Below are 21,706 nucleotides of genomic sequence, written 5' to 3'. Positions count from 1 at the left end.
GAATCATTTAACATATTTCATACTAGATCTTAGCTGTGTGATTTGTTGAAGAATCGTTGCAGCTTTTACAAAATCTCCTTCACGTTCAGCTTTTTTCAGATCTATTTCTTTTTCACGTATACGTTGTTGTTTATCATAGTTGTTTAATGCATCTAAATAATCCTTTAACTCTCGCTCTGTTAGTTCAGGTGCTATCTGTAAATTGACAATTTTTGAAACTACTTCAAGTAACCTTTTTGAAGGAAGGTAATTCATAAATTTACTAATATTAGACTCATTGCCCTCTTCATAATAAGCATAAAGATGGATTATAATCTCGGAATAATCATTATTGTAGAATAGACCCTGATATTGCTGTCTCACTTTCTCAGCCACGTCACTGCTATTTAACATATGAGCTAAAAGTAATTGTTCAGCTCGAACATGTGCAGGAAGAAGTGTCTTAGAAGTAATATCGCGTTTGATATCAGTTTTTACTTCTGTTACATTAGATATACGATTTGCCTGATTACTATATTGTCCAAATTCCTTCTTAAGTACTTCAATCGAGATAGAAAACTCTTTTGAGAGTTGATTTAAGTAATAATCTTGTTCAATCAGTTGACTTAGTTTAGCAATTTCTTGTAGCATTTCTTTTATATACTGAAATTTAACAGTTTCATCTAAAAGATTTTTTCCTTTTCGATGATATTGCATTTTAAAACTCATTAATGATACACTAGCTTCAATAATAGAGGTATTAAATTTTTCTGGACCAAATTGTCTTATATATTCATCGGGATCTAAGCCATCAGGCATTTGTGCAACTTTAATTGTAAATCCTTCTTTTTGAAGAACTTTAGCTGCTTTTTCAGTTGCGTTAATACCAGCTTGATCTGAATCATAACAAATAATAAGTTGATCAACAGATGTTTTCAAGACTTTCGCTTGATCCTCTGTTAATGAAGTTCCCATGGTTGCAACTGCATCATGGACACCAGCTCTAAACGCAGAAATGACATCTGCAAAACCTTCCATTAAGATTGCCCGATTTTGCTTTCTCATGACATTCTTTGCTTGGTAAAATTGATATAATAATTTTCCTTTATGGAAAATTGAAGATTCAGGACTATTTAAATATTTTGGTGAACCTTCACCCATTATTCTTCCACTGAATGCAACAATTTTTCCTTGATGGTTATGAATCGGAAAAATTAATCGATTTCTAAATCGATCATAGTAATTACCATCACGTTCACTTCGAACAACTAGACCAGCTTTCTCCATGATTGGCATTGGATAGCCACGTTTTTCTAACACTTTAGTAACAGCATCCCAAGAATCTAAAGCAACACCAAGCTCAAAATGCTTTATTTCCTCTTTCGAAATACCTCTGTTAAGTAGGTATTCTAACGCCTGTTTACCTTCAGTTGTGTTAACTAATAGATGATGATAGTACTTTTTGACAAACTCATGAGCTTCAAGCATAATGCCTTGCTCAGTAGCTTGTGGATTCTTGACTGTGTCAACCGTATCTGAAGGTAAAGTGATATTTGTATTTTTTGCAAGCTGATGGACAGATTCTTGAAAGTTAAGTCCTTCAAGCTGCATAATGAAAGAAATCGCATTTCCTCCAGCACCGCATCCAAAACAATGAAAAATTTGTTTTTCAGGAGACACAGAAAAAGATGGTGTGCTTTCTCCATGAAAAGGACATAGTCCAAAATAATTTCTTCCTTGTTTTTTCAGAGGAACATACTCACTTACTACATCAACTATGTCGACTGACTGACGAACCTGCTCGACAAGTTCATCGGGAATTCTGTTTCCCATACTGACAGCTCCATATACTATTTTATTCGATAAAACTCACTGTATTCCTTCATGATTCGACAAAAATATTTCCATATATTAAAACTTAAGTTAATTTACTTTATTAAGTCATATATGAATTAATAATTATCTAAAAAAGAAGTGCTAAACAGTAGTTCATAAGCATTGCATTCAACTGCTAGTTCTGGTTTTCATTAACCCATTTATTTATCGCTTATGATTAATTTCTACACGTCTTTTGTAATTCCTTCAAAACATGTATCGATTTATGTAGTTTTATTTCCATCCTTCAATAAACTAGGAAGCACATATTCATAGTTTATTCGTAAGTATAAAAAGTTAAACCTATTATTAGTTCATTTCATACAATTTTTTATTATAATCTATTTTAATTAGGAAATCTAGCAATAAGTACTAAAGAATTTCAACTTTTACATACGATCCTAATTTATTTAAATTCCTATTTTAAAAAGATGAAAACACATTAGATTACTCTAATGTGTCAGTCTAAAAAGATCAATCATCATTTTTAATTTCTAAAAAATTATCTTATCTGCTTATTTTGATAATAATAATTTAATATTACATTAGCGGATTCTTCTACTGCCTTACTTGAAACATCTACAACTTTACAGCCAATTTGTTTAACAACATTATTGAAATGTTTTAGTTCCTCTTCAATTCTTGAAATATTAGCATAACTAGCTCCGTCGTGCAGTCCTAAGGAAATTAATCTTTCTTTTCGAATATTGTTTAACTTTTCTGGAGAAATCATTAACCCAATGCACTTTTCTTTTGGAACTTTAAGTAGTTGTTCTGGTGGATCTACTTCTGGAACTAAAGGCACATTGGCAACTTTAAATCCTTTATGAGCAAGATATTGTGATAAAGGAGTCTTTGATGTTCTAGATACACCAATTAAGACAATATCAGCTTTTTCAATACCTCTTGGGTCTCTTCCATCATCATATTTAACCGCAAATTCAATTGCTTCTATACGTTGGAAATAATCCTCATCTAGTTTGCGAACAACACCTGGTTCATTTCTAGGTTCAAGTTTATGAATCGTTGAAATTTTATCGATTAATGGACCGATTAAGTCATAAACAATTACACCAGCACCTTGCGCTTCTTCTAATAATTTCTTTCTCATATCAGGTTTTACTAATGTGAATACAATAATACCATTATTTTCTTTTGCTACTTGAACTATTTCAATTAATGTTGCATTATCTTCAACGTATGGTACACGTCTAATCTCGAATTTTTGATGAAATTGACTAATAGCCGCCTTTACGACATGCTCTGCTGTTTCTCCAACAGAATCTGATACAACATAAACGATTGAATTGCCCATATGTTCACCTCTTAACTTTACTAAAACATATCATTGTTCATTAAGTCTACAATCGCACGAGTAAAATTTGTTTTTGTAAATCGACCAATTACCTCAAGTCCATGCTCACTTTCACGAACAACAGGGACAGCATCAATTTGTTTTTCAATTAAACTCTTAGCTACATTATAAATTGTATCATCTTTATAGCAAATTGTAATGTTTGGCATCCGCGTCATGATAATATCTACGGGTAATGTATGCAAATCTTTATTTCCTATACTTGCACGGAGTAAGTCTTTTCTCGAAAGTACTCCTGTTAAAACCGAATTTTGATCAACAACAAATAACGTTCCTACATCCTCAAGAAACATTGTAACGATCGCATCATATACTGATGAACTTCGATCCACTACAACAGGAATCGCCTGAAATTCCTTTACAGTCAATTTTTTTATTCTGTCAATGACCTGTGCACCGCTTGTTCTTCCTGTGTAATAATATCCTACTCGTGGTCTTGCTTCTAAAAAACCAGTCATTGTAAGAATAGCTAAATCCGGGCGAAGCGTAGCTCTTGTAAGTGCTAGCTTATCAGCTATATGTTCACCTGTAATTGGTCCATTACTTTTTACTATTTCAAGTATTTGAGTTTGTCGCTTTGTCAGTTCTATTTCCCTCACCCCTAACTATCCAATATGTTATACTCTCTAATAAATATTATATACTATTTTTACAATTTAAAAAAGAAAGAAGGAAATAGGTAGCCTATTTCCTTCCTTAGGTTTCTGAATTTTTATTATTTTTCAGAAAATTATCCATATTTTTCAATTGCTCTAAAAATTTACGTGACTTTAAATAGATCCCACTATATTCATCATAATAAGAAAATAAAATTTGTTGTAAGTTTTTCTTAGTTGCTTCACTAACCTCAATTTTACCAAGTCGATTTACATCAAAATGATAAAATAACCTCATTAGCTTAACCGACTTTTCAGTAACAGAAAAAGCATATGGATCGGTCTGTTTACAACGCTGACATAAAAACCCACCTTCTTTAACAGAAAAGGCTACAAATATATTTTCATTTGCACTACGTCTACAATTTATGCATTGATCAAAAAATGGGTGATATCCTAACACAGGTATCATTTTCGTCATAAATAAATAAGTCAAAACTTCAGCATCTGCACCTTCATTCATGTGCTGTAGTAATTGAAGGACTAATTCAAATAAATACGGATTATTTTTTTTCTCATCTACAGCTTTATCTGTAAGTTCTACAACAATCGAAGCGTACGCAGTTGCAACTAAATCACTTCTTAATTCTCGATATGAATCAATCAGTTCACCTTGACTTAATGTACCTAATCCAGATCCTTTTTGAATTAAAAACGACCCATATGTAAAGAGTTGTGTAACAGAAGCAAGTCGACTATTCGTCTTCTTCGCTCCTCTTGCCACAACTCCTATCTTACCTAATTCTCTTGTTAAAAGAGTAATAATAACATTTGATTCTCCATAAGCGTTTGCCCGTAATACAATTCCTTCTACACGCTGTAACATTTAACTCACCATCCAATTGGATGAAGGTTAAGTATGTAGGGAATCAATATCAGCTATTTCTTCATCAATGTAACTTTTCTGATCCACATGTTCCTGTTCAAGCTGCTTAAACAATAAATACGTCTCAACATTTCCAGTTTTAGAAAAGACATCCCAGGTAAAATTCAACATTGAGAAACCACCTTTCAAGAATAGCTACAACTCATTGCTCATTACCTATAGCCAAATTACTTTCCCTGCTTACTTATAATGTGACCTTCTCTCCCGATTTTCATGTGTATAAAATTTATTAAAATAACAAATAAAAAGCTTGCAAAATCAAAAGAAGTGTGTTGGGCTTTTTAAATAACGGTAATATTACTAGCCCCCTGATTCTAAGCCCCTATCGCTTAATTTTTGCCTTTTAATACTCATCCTCACGGAAACCTAAATCTCTTAATTGAGACATACGATTACGCCAATCTTTTTGAACCTTAACCCATAACTCTAAGAATACTTTTGTATCAAGCAAGTTTTCTATATCTAAACGAGCACGCTTGCCAACCTCTTTTAACATGCTACCTTGCTTTCCGATAATAATACCTTTTTGGGAAGATCTTTCAACCACAATTGTTGCATTCACGTATATTGCATTTCCTTCTGGTCTTCTTTCAATTTGCTCAATAATAACAGCAATTGAATGTGGAACCTCTTCTCTAGTCAAATGCAATACTTTTTCTCTTATTAATTCTGAAATGATAAATCTTTCAGGATGATCTGTTACTTGATTTGCAGGGTAATATTGCGGACCTTCTGGTAAATAAGTTTTAATAACTTTTAATAAGCGATCGACATTATTCCCTTGTAATGCTGAGATTGGAACAATTTCAGCAAATTGGTATAAGTCTTTGTATTTATTGATTAAATCAAATAACTGTTCAGGATGAATTGTATCAATTTTATTAATAACTAAAATAACTGGACTACGACTTCCTTGCAGCTTCTCAATAATGAATTCATCTCCACGACCAAATCCTTCATTGGCATTTACCATAAATAACGTAGCGTCAACATCCTTAATTGAGTCTTGAGCTACCTTTACCATAAAATCACCAAGTTTGTGTTTTGGTTTATGGATTCCTGGCGTATCGATAAAGACAATTTGTGCATCATCTTCCGTAAAAACGCCTTGAATTTTATTACGAGTTGTTTGAGGCTTATCACTCATTATAGCTATTTTTTGACCAATTACTCGATTTAGGAATGTACTTTTCCCTACATTTGGTCTACCTATAATTGAGACAAAACCTGATTTATAACTTTCTTTATTCATTCAAATCCTCCGATGTAAATGCTCCTGGCAATAATTCTTTTACTGATGTTTCTTGGATTGCTCCATTTAAGTTTGCTAAATATACGATTGTATCTGGACCACTAAGTTCAAATAAAACTTGACGGCATGCCCCGCAAGGCGCAACAGGTCCCTCGGTATCAGCGACTACTGCCACTGCTGTAAACTCCGTAATGCCTTCTGAATACGCTTTGAATAATGCAGTACGTTCTGCACAATTCGTTAGACCATATGATGCATTTTCTATATTACAACCACGAATAACTTGACCATCCTTAGTAAGTAATGCTGCACCAACTTGAAATTTCGAATATGGTACATATGCATTTACTCTAGCTTTTATCGCTTCATTTATAAGTTGTTGTTTATCCATTTATGTAGCCTCCTATTATAAGCCCGAACAAAAAAAGTGGGGTCTTATTAACGTAGTATAGTAAAATACGGAAAAAATAGCAAAGCACCTATAATGATTGAAACAATTGCAGCGACTAACACTGCACCAGCTGCCACATCCTTCGCTTTTTTTGCTAAAGGATGTTTATTAGGTGATGCTAAATCTACAACTGCCTCAATTGAAGAATTTACAAGCTCTAGCGAAATGACCATTGTAATAATAAGTAGAAGAATTAACCAATCTATTCGACTAATATGTAAATAAAATGCAAGGCCGATTGAAATAAGGGCTGCAAATAAATGGATTTTTATATTTCTTTCTTCTTTAATGACTTTAAAAATACCACTAAATGCAAAACCAAAAGATCTAAATAATGTCGCTCTTTTTTTAGAGTCTTTCAAGGCCATATTTTTCTAATATTTCCTTTTGTTTTGTAAACATCACTTTCTCATCGGCTTCATTCATATGATCATAACCTAGTAAATGTAAACATCCGTGCACTGCTAAAAAACCTAATTCACGGCGGAACGAATGACCATACTCCTCAGCTTGTCTCTTAGTAGTAGGAATTGAAATGACAATATCACCTAAAGTACGCGGTAAGTCCACACCAATGATTTCAATTTCTCCTTCCCCTAATTCTTCCATTGGAAATGAAATTACATCAGTAGCACGATCTTTCTCTCGATACTCTTTATTAATTTCATGAATTCTTTCATCATCTACAAATGAAACTGCAATTTCAACTTCACCAGTTACACCCTCATATTCAAGTGCACACTCTAGTAAACCCTTTATATCAGATTGCTGTTCGTTAGTCACTTCATTTGTTTCATCTATAAAATCTATTTCTAATTGAACCATTATTTCACCTTATCTTTCATCTGGATACTGTATTCTTGAATGGAAAGTTCCTTTTAAAGTCTCACACAATGATTTCTCAACAATATATAATTCTTTTAAATTTAATTCACACATTGCAAACTGACCATCATTCAAGCGATCATGCATAATCGAAGAAACTAATACCTCGATTTTTTCCATATCAGGGTCTTTTAACGAACGAACTGCCGCTTCAACACTATCAGCAATTCCTACAATTGCCGATTCCTTTGAATGAGCCTTTGGACCAGGATATCTAAAATCAATTTCTTTAACATCAGGATTCGTCTCTTTTTCTTTGTAATAAAAATACTTTAATAAAGTTGTACCATGATGCTCTGCTGCAATATCAATAATATCTTTTGGCAAATTATATTTTTTTAGTATTGTTACACCATCACTTACATGCCTTAAAATGATATCTTTACTTTGAATCGGTTTAATACGATCATGGGGATTATGACCACCCATTTGATTTTCTATAAAGAATCCTGGATTATTCGTTTTACCTATATCATGATAATATGCTCCAACTCTAGCTAACAAACCATTTGCACCGATCGCTTCACAAGCACCTTCAGCTAAATTTGCAACCATTATACTATGATGATATGTACCCGGAGCCTCTAATAAAATTTTTCTTAATAAAGGATGATTTGGACTACCCAACTCAACAAGTTTAAATGAGGACACCATCCCAAACGAATCTTCTACAAAAGGTAAAATCCCCATCGTAATGACACTTGATAAAACTCCAGAAGTAAGTCCCATTAATAAATAAATCCCAATTTCTACAGATGAATATTGACCATTCCGAATTAAAATCAAAGAAAACAGAGTAGCAATATTAACAAGCGAAATTAAAAATCCAGCATGGAGAATCATTGAACGCTTATTTTTAACCTCATTTAAAAATAAAACGGCGATTGAACTAAATAAAATATAGATTCCAGTCGAGTAATTAATTGCGCCATTTACATCTTCATTAAACATTAAACTACCGCAAATAGAGAAAATAATCGACGAAACCATTAAATATCGATTACCTAATAAAAACTTTATTAACAAAGTCCCAATCGCAACTGGAGCTACATATACAAGGCCAGAAAACTCAACTTTTTGAAACAAGCTTACAATTTTCAAAATTAAGATTGTAAAAATTACAATGCTATAGTATGTAACGATGTATATATTCCCTTTATCTTTTAAAGTTGCCGTTTGCTTCAATACGAAGTACGCCAATACTCCAATTAATAAAATTAATCCAATATACGGTTGAATCGACTGTTTGTTTTTTATTAAACCAACTAATTTTAATTGATCATATTTTTCCTTTGTAATTGTTTCTCCGGCTTTTACTAAGACTTGTCCTTGTAAAATATAGACACTATCTACATTTTCACTTTCTAGACGTCTTCTCTCTTTTGTCGCTTCGACATCATAAAAGTAGTTTGGAACAATAGCAAAATCGCCAATTGAGATCATCGCATCCTTTAGTGAAGGATTAACGCTTACATATGATAATTCATTTCGCAGCTTTCCACGAGATTCTTCGATTTGGCTCGTAGTAATTTCCTCAGACATAACATTATTAATAGCTGTATTTAACGAAGCTTTAGTAATATTTAACTGTTCATCTGACGATTTAACTAAAGTACTAAATACACTATCTTCTAAGTTTTTACGAATGTCGTCAGGCAGTTTTTTCTTTACATCACTTGTTTCTTTATCAATTAATGCTTGTCCTGTAGGATTATCACTCTTTGCATTTTTGTTTTTCACTTCTGTTACAATATCAAAAATTGAATTTACTATGTCAATACGCTTTTGTGTATAACTTTCCTCGTATTTATATACATCCTCAACTCTTGATTCAGCCTCTTGTCGCTTTTTAGCTGTAGCTCCTTTATCCTCAATCGTGATAGGTGAATAAATATTATCATCAGCAATTGATAATAGCTGAATGTCGTATTTTACCGGTCTAACATGACTAACTAAAAGAAGAAAACTTAATAAGCTGAATGCAATGGTACATAGTAATATGACAAGAGTTTGATTCTTAAAACGCTGAATTAAAGCTTGCAAACTATTCATTGTTTCCCCTTTCTAGAAATGCACCTCATCATAAAAATACGAAATGACCCTATCAATGTAGGGTCACTACGAATCATTCTTTTGCTAAATCATAAGCTTGAATAATCTTTTGTACAAGTGGGTGACGAACTACGTCAGTTTGTTCCAAGATCGTCATACCAATGCCCTCTACACCTTTAAGTGTATGTTGAGCTGATACTAAACCCGACTTTACTCCTTTAGGTAAATCAATTTGTGAAGGGTCACCTGTAATAACCATTTTAGAGCCAAATCCTAAACGGGTCAAAAACATCTTCATTTGAGCCATTGTCGTATTTTGAGCTTCATCCAAAATGACAAAGGCATCTTCTAAAGTACGTCCCCTCATATAAGCTAAAGGTGCAATTTCAATTGTTCCTCGTTCAATTAAACGCACAGTATGCTCTTGCCCTAAAACATCGTGTAGAGCATCATACAGTGGTCTTAAATACGGGTCAACCTTTTCCTTTAAATCTCCTGGTAAAAATCCTAAACTTTCTCCAGCTTCCACAGCAGGTCTTGTTAAAATAATTTTACTTACTTTATTATTTTTTAATGCTTGAACAGCCATGACAACTGCAAGATATGTTTTACCTGTACCAGCAGGTCCAATTCCAAATACTAAATCATTTGATTGAATTGCACGAAGATAATGTCTTTGCCCAAAAGTCTTAACTCGAATAGGTTTTCCTTTTGAATTCTTAATAATTTCTTCGTCATACAACCTAGCAAATGATGACAGCCTTCCTTCTTTAGCCATCTGAATTGAGTATGTAACATCCCTCGATGTAATACTCACTCCATTTCGAATAACCTCTAAAAGAGCTTGAATGATTTGCTCAACAGTTTTCACATCTTCATTCGTACCTGAAACTTGTACAGATTGACCACGAGACACAATCTTAACATCAAGCAAATTCTCAATTATTTCTAGATGCTTATCGTTTGTACCAAATAAGGCAATTGCTTCGTTTGGATCCTCTAGTTGTTGATTAATCGTTAGTAGTTGTTCTGGCATTACTTTAGTCCCCTTGAACAATAGTTTTCGTTTTTGTGATATCTTCTAAAACTTTATAATACATTCTTAAATTAACTTTACCATTGTCTATTGACTCGTGCAAAACTTTTTCTTGTAAAATCTTGGCATCCGGACTTAACTTTTTCATTAATTCCTTCTTACCAATTTCTTTTCCAAGTTGTGCAGCCTGCACTTTAGAGTATGTTCTAACATATTTTTCACTTTCCAGAATTGTTTTTTTACTAAAAAAGATCGGCAATTTCCATTTTATAAATTTAAATTGATACGAACTACTTTCATCTTCAAAAGACTTATATTTATTCTTATCAAATCCCCAAAATTTTATTTTATTTTCCTTAGTTCCAATATAATAACTAGTTTTTCTTTCTCCTGTAAGCACCGTAAAAGGAGTATCTAAGGGGACACTAATAATTTCCTCTCGCCAAACTTCCCCCATGATTTTGCCAACAGCTGGTACTAAAATAGGATGTTCTTCCGTACCGATTATTCCAGATACTAATATTTGACCTTTTTTCACAAAATCATTCTTTACTACAAGAGGTTTCCCTTTTTCAACAAACATGCTTGAAATAACAGCTTCTTCACTTGCAATAATATGACGTGGACTTAATGCCTTCTCAGGTTTAGGTATGTGCTTTTCAACTACCTCAAAATGAAAGGTAGTCCCATTTAATTGTACACCAATCCAGGTTAATGTTGGATTCTCATCTTGTAGCTTTTTCTGGATTATTTGCATTCTAGGTAAAGTAAATTGAGATGCGCCAGTCTTAACTCCCATCTGAGTTAAATCTTTCCGAAGTTTATACTCAACTTCAGGTGAAGCACCTTTTATATCTATTCTCCAAACCATATTTGAAAGTAAAAATAAAACTAATAAAAAGCCAACAACACCCATAACAAATCCAAAATACTTCCAAGCTCGTCTAACTTCAAAAGGAAGCCCCTTCCGGCCAATAAAATATACTTTATATTCTTTTTTCCGAGGAATATTCTTGATCCGTTTATAATCTTTCAACTCAATTGTAAACGTAATCGAATTTGTTCCACTTTTCTTCACCTCACGAAGTGGAATCCCCTTACGCATACACTCATTTAAAAAACGTTCTGGTCCAAGCCCAATCACTTTTACTTGAACCATCCCTGTAAGATTTGAAGTCCATTGGTTTTTCATCCTAATCCCCCATGTCATTAGACTGATCATGGTGTAAGTTCTAGATGCTATTCATTAATAAAATACACATGCTCAATTTCGCCTTCCAACAAAATCTCCTCAGGCAACATCGTCTTCAAAACAAAATCTTTCCCTTTAATCAACAACTGCCCCTGCTTCATTAACAAACGCAATTCATTGTCTGAGTACACAAGTAACCCTCTATGGTTTTCAATATAAATATGTAGTTGACCTAACATCGTAATACGTGGCAATTCCAATAGTACATCTGGTGGTAAGTCCATCTTACTTGACATCCATGTTTTTAAATTATGCGCTAATCTTTTCAAGATAGACTCCTCCCCCTTTCATATCATATTTATGATGATTTCTGAGAAGGTATGATATAAAAAGAAAAAGGCAATGGAAATTTAAGATGAATATTTGGATTTTATAAAAGTGGGGTTTATTGATTTTAAATTTTAGTGAGGAAATTGAGATTTATGGGTACTGGCGTCTAAATGGGGTGCGCATATTCAACCAAAATATTAAGACGTTATTTTTTTAGTTATGTCATTGAAGTTACAGCCAAATCTTTTGATACAAAAATAAAACCGAGAACAAATACTATTCTCGGTTGAAATATTTTATTTACGTTTTTACATTCTTCTTTGGATTGTAACATCTTGATAAACATCTTGTTTTCCTTGTGAAGTAGTAACCCACCAAAGAACCCCTTGTGTGAGAAAGAATAGACTCCACATTACTACAAGACCTATTGAAGTTAGATCACTATTCCCATCACCGTAAATCCCTTTGACTGTAACATAGGTGATGAGTACACTTACTATAATACCTAACAACTTAATTGGTAACGACCTTTTAGTCATAGATGTATCAATTTGTGGTGTATCATATGTTTCTGTTATGAATAGTTCTTTATTTGTTCTAGCATAATCATGAACCCCTTGTTTAATCTCATCTTGTAATCGTTCTTCGTCACCTATTGCCATCTCTTTCGTAATAAAGATTAATGTAAACGCGAATGGTACGACTATTATTAACCAACCTAAAGCAAATGCTATTCCACCTAAATCATTGTGTAAATCCCCGAACGGTGTCATTATTCCCATCTCTCCTTTACAAGTGGATGATAAACAAATGCATTGTTCATCTAAATTCATCATACCGAATACAATTAATTCTATATGTGATATAAATCACACACTTAGTTAAATTTAGACTAAAAAATTAATATTTTTTCCATTAATTTATATTGCAAAAAAACGAGAGCAAATAGCTATTCTCGGTTGCGTTTTCTCCAAACTGGATTATGCAAATTTCAATTAAATTTACTTTCAAGTCAAATTGGTTAAGTGCAGGATCTTAAACTAGTTCAGGACACACTAACTGGATATGTGTGGAGCGCAATTAAAGGATAAAGTTTACACCAAGACTGAAAATGGTGCAGATGTAGGCTGGTGGAGGAGAATACTTAACAGTTTTATAAGAAATTAAGTTTTTTTTAGTGAACGGTATTGTTATCGTAAAAAGTTAGCAAACTAATGTGATTTATTCGAGTGAAGTAATCATTTTTGAGGAGTTAATTGCAGTTTTGATTTTTTTATTTGCAGTTTCGAAGATTTTAATTGTATTTTCGAAGATTTTATTTGCACTTCCAAGGAATTTAATTGCAGTTTCAATCATTTTATTTGCACACTCTTTAACAATCGCAATTCCATATACAGCCACTCATCCCAAAAACAAAAAAAAATAAACGTCTAAAAATAGACGTTTATTTTAACAGACTTGCTACAGCTTTATTCACAGAAGAGCCATCAGCTTGTCCTTTTACTTTAGGCATAACTGCACTCATAACTTTCCCCATGTCAGCTTTTGATGTAGCACCGACTTCTGAAATTGTAGCACGTACAATTTCAAGAAGTTCCTCTTCAGATAATTGTTGAGGCAAGTATTCGTTTAGAATCAGTAACTCTTGCTTTAATTTATCCACAAGGTCTTGACGACCAGCTTTTTCGAATTCCAGGAGGGAGTCTTTACGTTGTTTCACTTCACGAGTTAAAATTGTTAACTCTTGATCAGCTGACAATGTCACATTATTCCCTAAGCTAATTACTTCATTTTGTAATGACGCTTTCACCATTCGAATAACTGCTAACTTGTCTTTGTTTTTTTCCTTCATCGCTTGTTTCATATCTGAATTCAAACGTTCGAGAAGACTCATAGTAACACCCTCTCTTAGAATTTACGTTTTCTCGCTGCCTCTGATTTTTTCTTACGTTTTACACTTGGCTTTTCATAAAATTCGCGTTTTCTTGCTTCTTGTAGCGTACCAGTTTTAGAAACTGAACGTTTAAAACGACGAAGAGCATCTTCTAAAGATTCGTTTTTACGAACGACTGTTTTAGACATCTTACTTTTCCCTCCCTCCAAGCTACCACTTACAATCAATAAAACACTGTAAAAAAAGAAACCCTTTTCCACATGTCTTTTACGATTATAATACATAAACTATTGATAGGTCAACAGGTAAATGTCAAGTTTGAAACTTAACACCCTTTACCATTAAAAGGAATCAATAGCCTTCTGTCGCTACGTTTCCTTGGACAATCGTGATTCCATTACTTGTACCAATTCGAGTTGCCCCAGCTTTAACCATTTCATTTACACTTGCTAGATCGCGTACTCCTCCTGATGCTTTAACTCCAATATCAGGCCCAACTGTTTTTCTCATTAATGCTACATCCTCTACAGTTGCACCACCAGTTGAAAATCCTGTAGATGTTTTAACGAAATCTGCTCCGGCTTTTACAGAAAGCTTAGAAGCCATTTCTTTTTCTTCATTCGTTAACAAGCTTGTTTCGATAATTACTTTTACTAACGCTTTACCTTTTGCTGCATTTACAACTGCTGCTATATCTTGTTCAACAGTATCATAGTCCTTATCTTTTAAAGCTCCGATATTGATCACCATATCTACTTCCCCGGCTCCATTTTCAATTGCATTCTTAGTTTCAAACGCTTTTGTTTCTTTTGTATTCGCGCCTAAAGGAAATCCAATAACAGTACAAACCAAAACTTCAGAGCCCTTTAACAAACTTGCACAATGACTGACCCAAGTTGGATTCACACAAACCGAAGCAAAATTATGTTCTTTTGCTTCTTGACATAATTTTTCAATTTGAGATTTAGTTGTTTCAGGTTTTAAAACTGTATGATCAATCAATTTATTGATATTAGTTGTCATTTTGTAGTGCTCCTAACTTTTGTTTTTTTCAAAATTACTCTTTTAAAGACACTGAAATAAGCATTCATTATTATTTGTTTTTTAATTTTAATTATGTGAAACGATTTAATAACTATTAAAAAAAATTCAAAGCATCAAATTTAAATAGATGCATTTGAATTTTTTTCGACTGTTTTATGATTGTCTTTTACTTTAAGCATCATAAAGAATGATACTGTAATAAAGAAAAAACCATACAAGAACATGAATTTGAATCCAATTAGATCCATAATTGCACCTAAAAATGGGGGTGAAATAATATTGGCAATCGATGAGAATAAATAATATAAACCTGTGAAAGTTCCAATAAACCCAATCGGTGCCATCTCAGCTAAAAAAGGATATGAATTAATGTTTACTAATGCCCAAAAACATCCCATAACCAAAAAGACTATTCGAATGTATAATAAATCCTTTAAGAAAAATAAAACAATAAACCCAATCATGATTCCAAATATACCAATTAATATGCTGCGTTTCTTACCAATTTTTGTTCCAATGAACCCAGCAGGAATTGCAAAGATTAAAAATGCTAATGAGAGGAAAGCAAATGAAAATGCCGCTGCACTTACTTTTACCCCTAAATAAACTTCTCCATAACGTGTAAAAAAGGTCTCAATTCCATTAAATCCCGTGAACCAACTCAGAATTGCTAATAATAGAAATAATACACTTTTATTCTGAATGGCTGAACGGAAACCTTCTCTTAATTTCACCTTTTCTTCAGCTTGCTCATAATTTAGAACATCTCTTTTTTCTCTAATAAAGAAAAAAAGAATTAGAAAACTAACTAACATTAAAAATCCTGCTAAGTAAAAAGGAAATCCTTTATTTAGATCCCATAAAATTGAACCAATAAAGAATGCTATTAAAGCACCAATTCCACCCATAAAATTAATGACACTATTCGCCTTACTTCTTTGTTCAACTCTTGTTAAATCAGGCATAAGTGCTATAACAGGAGAACGGAAAATACTCATACTTAAATTCATAAACACAATAAAAAAGATTAACATAAAAAGTGTTTTATGCACTGGAATTAAAAAGGTAAATATTGCTGCAAGAGGCATACCGATCATTAGAAATGGCATTCTTCTACCAAATCGTGTATCTAAACGATCACTATACATTCCAACGGCAGGTTGTAAAAATAATGCAAAATAATTATCAAACGTCATAATAAATCCGATTAAAGCAGATGACTTTATATAATCACTTAAAAGTTTTGGCATAAAAGCATTATAGACGGACCAAGTAAGACTGATTGCAAAAAATCCAAATCCTAAGAGCATAATTTTTTTATAATTTAGTTTAGTCATTTGAATTTCTCTTTTCTTTTATCTGTCTTAAAACATTTTCTAATTGAGTTCGATCCAATGACACAATCATTCCCCCTTATTTTCAGTATAGTAGGCCATCCAATCAAATATTTACCCTTTTTTCAATTTTAATAAAATATTAATTTTTTAGTAAAAGTTCATTAAAATAGGCTGTTTCATAAATAAAAGGTGTTTAAAACCGACAAAAAAACCTAGCGTAAACACTAGGCATTTTCCTTAATCATTTTAATTATATAAAACGTACAACCAGCAATAATACCGTAACAACCACCAATTAAAAAAGATAATAAGTAAAACATTATTCCTCCAAGATAACTCTTTTACTTTCTGCTTACATTCTTTCTTCTAAGGCTTTCGCGGTATTACTTGTTACTACTTCCTTCTCATCCTTCAACGTACCAAAGATGCCATCAAAAATAGGTGTTGATACGCCATACCAAAAGTTTTCATTTTTAAAATGATGCAAGATATGTAGCTTTTTAATCTGTCGGCCAACTTTCGTTATTGGTTTAATTGGCCTGTGAGCTACATAATGCTTCCATTCGTACACTAGTAACATTAAAACTAAACCTGAGCCAAATGCGATCGTTTGAATTAGATTTCTAGATATCAAAAAATAAATGATACAAAGTGATCCTAAATTCGGAATGCTGTACCATATCGGTAAAAATAACAATTTCAAATCATCTGGATACGTATGATGATCATAATGAATTCTTTTCATAAATTTAAGAAATAGTTTATTTTTTGGTGCCTTAATGTGGAAAATAAAACGATGAGTTACATACTCACTAAACATAAAAAAGATTATTCCTATAATGAAAATTAAGACAGTAAACCAAGAAAAATGAAATCCTATACTATAAATAATCCCAATTAAAAAAAGTACCCCCATCACAATAATATCGAAATGAAGAAAAAATTCTCGATATAGTCCCTTCATAAAATCCCCCCTTATCCATACCTAAATTATCTTAATATCAAATTTATATTTCAATATTATTTATGAAATTCCTTTTTAGGGCTATTAGCGCTGATTATTAATTTTGAATAAAGCACTGGTCGGTGAAGATAATAAAAATGATAACCAAAAATACGTAAAAGGGAGATCTTTATGGAAAAAAGGAGATATTATGTATCCGTTCAAGCAAAAACAATTGTTCCGAATCAAGGGGACGCACCTTATGAGTTAGAAATCGATGCTACAATTGATGAAAAACATAGACTCGAAAGAATTTTCCATCAGATTGACAGTTATGATGAAGCAGCAGGTATACAAACTGCTTTCATCATTCCAATCACAAATTGGAGTCAAGAAAACAACGATGGTTATGACTATTTTTTAAAACAAGCTTATGCAATGATTTATGAATTAGGTACTGAAGAAACACGTGCCCATATAAGCCAGATGAAAATTTTAAAATAAAAAAGAAAGCTCGAATTGAGCTTTCTTTTTTATACATCAATTACTTTAGTTTTAGCAATTAAATCATGTAGTGTTTTGCGATCTGCAGAAAAAATGAAAAAAGGATCGACAAATGCAACAAAACCTACAACTAACGAAAAATATGGTATTTTAATGTATCCTAAAACGAAAAAAATTTCTCTTAAAAACATCGTCTTTAAATTTACTTCCTGATCATCGTTCTTAACGATTACAATATTTAACCAACGCTTTCCTAATGTTTGCCCTTTCCAAACAAATGTAGGGATCAAAATATAAAATATAATGACACTAATAATGGATAGTAGAGAAGTCCAAATATCAAATTTGTCTACTCTAGTAGGATCAAAAAATGTTGAAAACTTTGTCATTCCAGTAATAATAGAAATGGCAAAAATAAAAAGAAAACTTATAAATCCATCAACCAATATTGCTAATAACCTACTTGATCTACTTGCTAATTTAGAATATGATTCCAATAAAATCTCCACCTTTAGTTTCTAAGCTGTCCTAAACGACAGTTTAAATTATACAGAATTTTTTAGTAGAAAAATATAAAAAGCCTGATAGAAAATACTCTAATCAGGCTAAAAATCAATTAACTTTTTTATGTAGATTTAATTATACTCCAGGAGCATCGACTAGTGTCCAAGTAACAATTGCTTCATGATTACCTACTGTTGCTGTTCCACCAGGAATTTTTAAAGTAACATTATTATTTACTGCACCATCATTAACATCTGGATTTGGGCCTAACCATCTAGTTAACCAAGTACCAAGTCCCGTACCTGCTTCAGCAGTAACAACTGATGATTCAGTTAATCCATCTGTATTTAATGTAATCGTTTGAGCAGGCGTTGGGCCAGTTCCACTTCCTGGTGTTACAACTGATCCATTTTTAAATGTAAGAACCGCTCCAGGTAGTGATTCACTTGCACCGTTTGTAAATTTACTAGCTTTAGCTGTCACTTTCCACCCTGCACCAGTACCTCGTCGATCAGAAACTTGGATAAAAGGCTTTTTAGATGTAGAAGAATAAACCTGATCACTACTTGAAACTTCTTTCGAACCAAATTGAACTGAAGAAACAAAGTCCAATGTTAACGAACCTGTCTCACCTGTAGGAGGATCTGTTGGATCAGTAGGTCCAATTGGCTCTAATGGAGTTGCTGGGTCAGTTGGATCTACTGGAGTTACTGGACCAGAACCTTCTGTAAAATTAATAGCTGCTTTTGAATTTGCTTGAGACGCGACAGCTGCAAAGGAAGTGTTTGCCGCTCCTACGAGTGTTGAAAAACTTACTACACCAATTGCTACAATTTTTGAAACCTTCATTTAATCAAAACCCCTTAAATAAAATTCTTCATTAAAGATATTTCAAAAAAGAACTAAACATCTATCTTGAAGTTAAGGCCAATTATAGTAAAGAAAAATACCATTGTCTGTGAATAATTTGTGAAAACGTTCACTTAAATTTTACTTTTAATTAAACAAATCCCCTAAATATAAGAAATTTAATAGAGTCAAAAATGTTTTTCACGTGAAACATTTCACGTAAACTTATAAATTCTACTTCGAAAGTTCCAATTTTCCGATTAAAATTCACAACAAAAAGAGAAGCCCACTTAAATATAAGTAAACTTCTAAGTTAAAATTCAATTGAAAAATTACTAAAATTAGCTCTTTTCTACTAGCTCTAAATGTTTGATACTCTTAAGCTTTTCCTACTTGCTTATAAGTGTTATTTCCCATTCGATCCCGGTATCAATTCCGTATTCATCAGTAAACGAACCTTGATTTACAGCAACTGCCATTTGATCCAGACTGTTTGCATATAAAATTGGTTCTCCAATTGCTACATCAGCAAATGATTTTCCATATTTTACGGCTTGTTTGTATACTTTTCTTCCTTGGTATGTAATTAGCACTTCGACAAAATCCCCATGAGAAACGCCTTGTTTGAGAAAATCTGATCGACCAATATTCGTCCAAATACTACCATAACGAACATCAAGTATATCAATTGTTCCTGTTATCGAATTGTTTTCACTATGGCATTCTTTAATAGGTAATTGTATGTATGAATTTGAATCTACTTCTGGACCAATATTTTCGAAGTCAATTATTCCAGAAGCTAATCTTGCACCTGTATAAGCAAATATATCTCTTCCATGGAAAGTATAAGATTCACTTGAATTTGGAAGTCTATTAATTTCTTCGTCAATGACTCTTAATTGGTTGATCCCATATATTTTGCCAACATGTGTTAATGTTCCGTTATCAGGTGTAATAATGAAGTGATTCGTATTTGTGCGAGCCACTATGCTTCTACGATCTGACCCTACACCTGGGTCTACAACTGAAACAAATACTGTTCCAACTGGCCAGTAATTCATTGTTTGTACAAGTCTATATGAAGCTTCCCAAATATTGTATTGAGGTATATCATGGGTCAAGTCGTAAATCTTTATATCTTGATTTACATTACAAGAAACACCATACATAGCGCTAACTGCTCCATCTAGTAATCCAAAATCTGACTGAAACACTAATGCATTTCCCATTTAAGCACCCCTAATTATTCAAATATTTAAAATTAAATATAAATTCAATCTATTATTTAGTCAATGATAATATTCGTATTTAATTAATGAATTTAATTATACGGTTGAATTTATTCATTCATATGGTTCGAATTGTATAGTTTTAGTAAATATTAATTCCTTTATCCTTAATATTCGTTTCAACGTTTCCCTTAAACTTCAAAATAAAAAAGATATAGTCGTTAGATCCTATATCTATTAATAACATTAGCATGTAAATGTTATAAGTATATAGTTTTGGAATGCTGGTACATTAACATTTTTTACTACTATTAATGTCCCCTAGATTTGTATAATGATGTATTCTAAATTAAATAACTAGGGGACAATTTGGGGAACTTTTTAATTTAAGTGGACTGACGTTATTAAAAAATTATGTAAAGACTTCTATATTAATAGGAGTCTTCCTTATAAATGATCGAGCTCATATTAGTGGTCTATTTTTTCTAGGAAAAAATTATTCCTTTGATAATAGGTATACAACATTTTTATCTACGGGTGTTATTTAGTTATCAAACAATAACAACTAAAGCACTAAAAATAAATTGTTAAGTATAGGAAAATAGTACTTATTATTTTGTTTAACGGAACACTCCTAAACTTTAGTAATGGTTTATTTCACTTCAAAAAGGTTATTTAGTCCTCTATAACGAATATTTATTATGTGGCGAAATATAGGGAGGCTATCTATTGTACACGTTTATTGAATTTTTATGTCTTATTGGAATCCTTTTTTTTATTATTTTGGGGATGATCTCTTTCTTTAAAATGAACGGAAAGGCTTTAAAGAATTTTATTATTACTGGGGCCTTATTTGTTATATTTATTTTTACCTCTTTTACAGATCCTTCAAATGAAGCAGAATATAATGAAGCAACAGAAAAAGACATAAGTACTAAACCAACCAAGATAGTTAATAAAACTGAACACTCTAAACTAGAAACTAGTCAAAAAGAAAAAACAAAATTATCTATACCTAAAAACAGTGATAACTTAAAAAAATCCTGTAAAATATGTAAACCGAAATCTGAAAAAAAATCTATCATAGAACCTAAAAAAGTGAAAATAGAAAAAGGAACATTTAGAATTGTTTTTATGGTATACGGGTTAATGTGATGCTCTAATATGTAATTGGGGGCTATATAGGTGGTTTTAGTTACCTCCCATATAGCCCCCATATTTTATAGGTTTTTTACATTTAAAAATAGGTGAATTATTTTGGAGTGAAGAGTTGAATTAATTCTGCGCAGCTAATTTTCCTTAGTAGATCGAAACTTGCCCAGCTACAAACACGATCCTCCCAAGCTACTAAGCAATGATTATCTTTAGTTTCCATAACCGTTCCCACAGCACCATCTAAGCTAAACATAACATAGTTGCCTATCGAGAACATT

General features: G+C 32.3%; 26 protein-coding genes. 2 read left to right on the top strand and 24 right to left on the bottom strand.

Annotated elements, in window-relative coordinates:
* Positions 1-3: 3 nt before the first annotated feature.
* From dnaG to ACFWM3_RS09950, 20 genes are all read right to left on the bottom strand, one after another.
* Complete coding sequence (gene dnaG / locus ACFWM3_RS10045; protein ID WP_056474946.1) at positions 4-1,812, bottom strand: DNA primase; 1,809 nt, start codon at positions 1,810-1,812, stop codon at positions 4-6.
* A 544-nt stretch (positions 1,813-2,356) separates the two neighbouring features.
* On the bottom strand, positions 2,357-3,169 hold the full coding sequence (locus ACFWM3_RS10040) for a pyruvate, water dikinase regulatory protein (protein WP_056474945.1): 813 nt from the start codon (positions 3,167-3,169) through the stop codon (positions 2,357-2,359).
* 20 nt (positions 3,170-3,189) lie between these two features.
* Complete coding sequence (gene ccpN / locus ACFWM3_RS10035; protein ID WP_056474942.1) at positions 3,190-3,828, bottom strand: transcriptional regulator CcpN; 639 nt, start codon at positions 3,826-3,828, stop codon at positions 3,190-3,192.
* Between the two features lie 97 nt (positions 3,829-3,925).
* Entirely contained in the window at positions 3,926-4,711 is a 786-nt protein-coding gene (recO, locus tag ACFWM3_RS10030) for a DNA repair protein RecO (protein ID WP_390311261.1), read from the bottom strand.
* Between the two features lie 27 nt (positions 4,712-4,738).
* Complete coding sequence (locus ACFWM3_RS10025) at positions 4,739-4,882, bottom strand: YqzL family protein (RefSeq protein WP_069034173.1); 144 nt, start codon at positions 4,880-4,882, stop codon at positions 4,739-4,741.
* A gap of 232 nt (positions 4,883-5,114) precedes the next feature.
* A complete protein-coding gene (era, locus tag ACFWM3_RS10020) occupies positions 5,115-6,023 on the bottom strand; it encodes a GTPase Era (protein WP_056474939.1) in 909 nt (302 codons plus the stop codon).
* On the bottom strand, positions 6,016-6,414 hold the full coding sequence (locus ACFWM3_RS10015) for a cytidine deaminase (protein ID WP_025671606.1): 399 nt from the start codon (positions 6,412-6,414) through the stop codon (positions 6,016-6,018). Before ACFWM3_RS10015 ends, era begins: the two co-directional genes overlap by 8 nt.
* A 47-nt stretch (positions 6,415-6,461) precedes the next feature.
* On the bottom strand, positions 6,462-6,842 hold the full coding sequence (locus ACFWM3_RS10010; RefSeq protein ID WP_390311260.1) for a diacylglycerol kinase family protein: 381 nt from the start codon (positions 6,840-6,842) through the stop codon (positions 6,462-6,464).
* Positions 6,823-7,299, bottom strand: a complete 477-nt coding sequence (gene ybeY, locus ACFWM3_RS10005) for an rRNA maturation RNase YbeY (RefSeq protein ID WP_056474934.1) — start codon at positions 7,297-7,299, stop codon at positions 6,823-6,825. The genes ACFWM3_RS10010 and ybeY overlap by 20 nt, the downstream gene beginning before the upstream one ends.
* Positions 7,300-7,308: 9 nt before the next feature.
* On the bottom strand, positions 7,309-9,411 hold the full coding sequence (locus ACFWM3_RS10000) for an HD family phosphohydrolase (RefSeq protein ID WP_390311259.1): 2,103 nt from the start codon (positions 9,409-9,411) through the stop codon (positions 7,309-7,311).
* A gap of 73 nt (positions 9,412-9,484) precedes the next feature.
* Positions 9,485-10,447 (bottom strand): PhoH family protein, encoded by a 963-nt coding sequence (locus ACFWM3_RS09995; protein ID WP_056474929.1) that lies wholly within the window; start codon positions 10,445-10,447, stop codon positions 9,485-9,487.
* A gap of 4 nt (positions 10,448-10,451) precedes the next feature.
* The gene (gene yqfD, locus ACFWM3_RS09990; RefSeq protein ID WP_390311258.1) at positions 10,452-11,639 is read right to left on the bottom strand and encodes a sporulation protein YqfD; all 1,188 of its coding nucleotides are present in this window, start codon (positions 11,637-11,639) and stop codon (positions 10,452-10,454) included.
* 47 nt (positions 11,640-11,686) lie between these two features.
* Positions 11,687-11,935: a sporulation protein YqfC gene (yqfC, locus tag ACFWM3_RS09985; RefSeq protein WP_088011443.1), complete on the bottom strand. Its 249-nt coding sequence runs from the start codon at positions 11,933-11,935 to the stop codon at positions 11,687-11,689.
* A 342-nt stretch (positions 11,936-12,277) separates the two neighbouring features.
* Positions 12,278-12,742: a hypothetical protein gene (locus tag ACFWM3_RS09980; protein ID WP_390311257.1), complete on the bottom strand. Its 465-nt coding sequence runs from the start codon at positions 12,740-12,742 to the stop codon at positions 12,278-12,280.
* Positions 12,743-13,190: 448 nt separating this feature from the next.
* Positions 13,191-13,370, bottom strand: coding sequence for a hypothetical protein (locus ACFWM3_RS09975; protein ID WP_390311256.1), 180 nt, complete (start codon positions 13,368-13,370; stop codon positions 13,191-13,193).
* Positions 13,371-13,413: 43 nt separating this feature from the next.
* Positions 13,414-13,863, bottom strand: coding sequence for a GatB/YqeY domain-containing protein (locus tag ACFWM3_RS09970; RefSeq protein WP_056474918.1), 450 nt, complete (start codon positions 13,861-13,863; stop codon positions 13,414-13,416).
* A gap of 14 nt (positions 13,864-13,877) precedes the next feature.
* Positions 13,878-14,051 carry a 30S ribosomal protein S21 gene (gene rpsU / locus ACFWM3_RS09965; RefSeq protein ID WP_003152957.1) on the bottom strand — a complete coding sequence of 58 codons (174 nt, stop codon included), beginning with the start codon at positions 14,049-14,051 and terminating at the stop codon, positions 13,878-13,880.
* A gap of 163 nt (positions 14,052-14,214) precedes the next feature.
* Positions 14,215-14,886: a deoxyribose-phosphate aldolase gene (gene deoC, locus ACFWM3_RS09960; RefSeq protein WP_098860840.1), complete on the bottom strand. Its 672-nt coding sequence runs from the start codon at positions 14,884-14,886 to the stop codon at positions 14,215-14,217.
* A gap of 140 nt (positions 14,887-15,026) precedes the next feature.
* Positions 15,027-16,244: an SLC45 family MFS transporter gene (locus tag ACFWM3_RS09955; RefSeq protein WP_390311255.1), complete on the bottom strand. Its 1,218-nt coding sequence runs from the start codon at positions 16,242-16,244 to the stop codon at positions 15,027-15,029.
* A 352-nt stretch (positions 16,245-16,596) separates the two neighbouring features.
* Positions 16,597-17,208, bottom strand: a complete 612-nt coding sequence (locus ACFWM3_RS09950) for a sterol desaturase family protein (RefSeq protein ID WP_390311254.1) — start codon at positions 17,206-17,208, stop codon at positions 16,597-16,599.
* 171 nt (positions 17,209-17,379) lie between these two features.
* Here ACFWM3_RS09950 and ACFWM3_RS09945 point away from each other — a divergent pair, with 171 nt between their 5' ends.
* On the top strand, positions 17,380-17,691 hold the full coding sequence (locus ACFWM3_RS09945; protein ID WP_025568175.1) for a hypothetical protein: 312 nt from the start codon (positions 17,380-17,382) through the stop codon (positions 17,689-17,691).
* 29 nt (positions 17,692-17,720) lie between these two features.
* On the opposite strand, the gene ACFWM3_RS09940 is transcribed toward ACFWM3_RS09945, so the two are convergent.
* The 3 genes from ACFWM3_RS09940 to ACFWM3_RS09930 form a co-directional block, all read right to left on the bottom strand.
* Positions 17,721-18,188, bottom strand: coding sequence for an RDD family protein (locus ACFWM3_RS09940; RefSeq protein ID WP_056474912.1), 468 nt, complete (start codon positions 18,186-18,188; stop codon positions 17,721-17,723).
* A gap of 142 nt (positions 18,189-18,330) precedes the next feature.
* Positions 18,331-19,044 (bottom strand): WxL domain-containing protein, encoded by a 714-nt coding sequence (locus ACFWM3_RS09935; protein ID WP_390311253.1) that lies wholly within the window; start codon positions 19,042-19,044, stop codon positions 18,331-18,333.
* A gap of 389 nt (positions 19,045-19,433) precedes the next feature.
* Positions 19,434-20,273, bottom strand: a complete 840-nt coding sequence (locus ACFWM3_RS09930; protein ID WP_056474907.1) for an SAM hydrolase/SAM-dependent halogenase family protein — start codon at positions 20,271-20,273, stop codon at positions 19,434-19,436.
* A gap of 729 nt (positions 20,274-21,002) precedes the next feature.
* Between ACFWM3_RS09930 and ACFWM3_RS09925 the strand changes: the two genes are divergently transcribed.
* Positions 21,003-21,428 (top strand): hypothetical protein, encoded by a 426-nt coding sequence (locus ACFWM3_RS09925; protein WP_056474903.1) that lies wholly within the window; start codon positions 21,003-21,005, stop codon positions 21,426-21,428.
* Positions 21,429-21,525: 97 nt separating this feature from the next.
* Here ACFWM3_RS09925 and ACFWM3_RS09920 read toward each other — a convergent pair whose 3' ends face one another.
* The gene (locus ACFWM3_RS09920; RefSeq protein WP_025568179.1) at positions 21,526-21,705 is read right to left on the bottom strand and encodes a tudor domain-containing protein; all 180 of its coding nucleotides are present in this window, start codon (positions 21,703-21,705) and stop codon (positions 21,526-21,528) included.
* Position 21,706: the final 1 nt, after the last annotated feature.

Origin of the sequence: Gottfriedia sp. NPDC058432, from assembly GCF_042721555.1 — a bacterium.
Taxonomy (GTDB): Bacteria; Bacillota; Bacilli; order Bacillales; family Bacillaceae_G; genus Gottfriedia.
The sequence above is the reverse complement of the archived record's forward strand: the minus strand, read 5'-3'. Positions and strand labels throughout refer to the sequence as shown.